1 protein-coding gene is annotated in these 465 nt (G+C 75.9%); it reads right to left on the bottom strand.

Annotated elements, in window-relative coordinates; genetic code table 11:
* Positions 1-70: 70 nt before the first annotated feature.
* Positions 71-376, bottom strand: coding sequence for a rhodanese-like domain-containing protein (locus ASF38_RS08515; RefSeq protein ID WP_235493094.1), 306 nt, complete (start codon positions 374-376; stop codon positions 71-73).
* Between the last annotated feature and the right edge of the window lie 89 nt (positions 377-465).

The following is a 465-nucleotide window of genomic DNA, read 5'->3' as shown; positions in this document are numbered from 1 at the left end:
CCCCCGGACCACACGGTCCGGGGGCCTCGCCGCGTCCGGGCCCTGGCGTGGGCCGAGACGTGGAGCCGGGTCAGGTCGTCGGCCGCCCTGCGGCCTCCCACGCGTCCATGCCGCCGGCGAGGTTGACGACGTCGTGGCCCTGCTGGGACAGCCAGGCCGTCGCGCGGGCCGAGCGTCCACCCAGGTGGCAGACCACGAGCGTGCGGGCCTGCGGGTCGAGCTCGCCGACGCGCGTCGGCAGGTCGCCGAGCGGCACGTGCGTCGCGCCGTCGACGTGCCCGGCGTCCCACTCGTGCTGCTCGCGCACGTCGAGCACCACGAGGTCGTCGGGCAGGGGGTCGGGCAGGTCCTCGACGGTCGTCGTGGGGACGTCCACAGGTCTCACTCCTCGTCTGGTGGGGCGTCCCGCCCGTCCCACCGGCATCGTCCGTCTCGGGAGGCGAGTGGGGCCAGGGGGTGGAAAAC

This window comes from Aeromicrobium sp. Leaf272, from assembly GCF_001422865.1.
Lineage (GTDB): Bacteria > Actinomycetota > Actinomycetes > Propionibacteriales > Nocardioidaceae > Aeromicrobium.
Note: the sequence above shows the minus strand (reverse complement) of the source record. Positions and strands in the feature narration are given on the sequence as shown.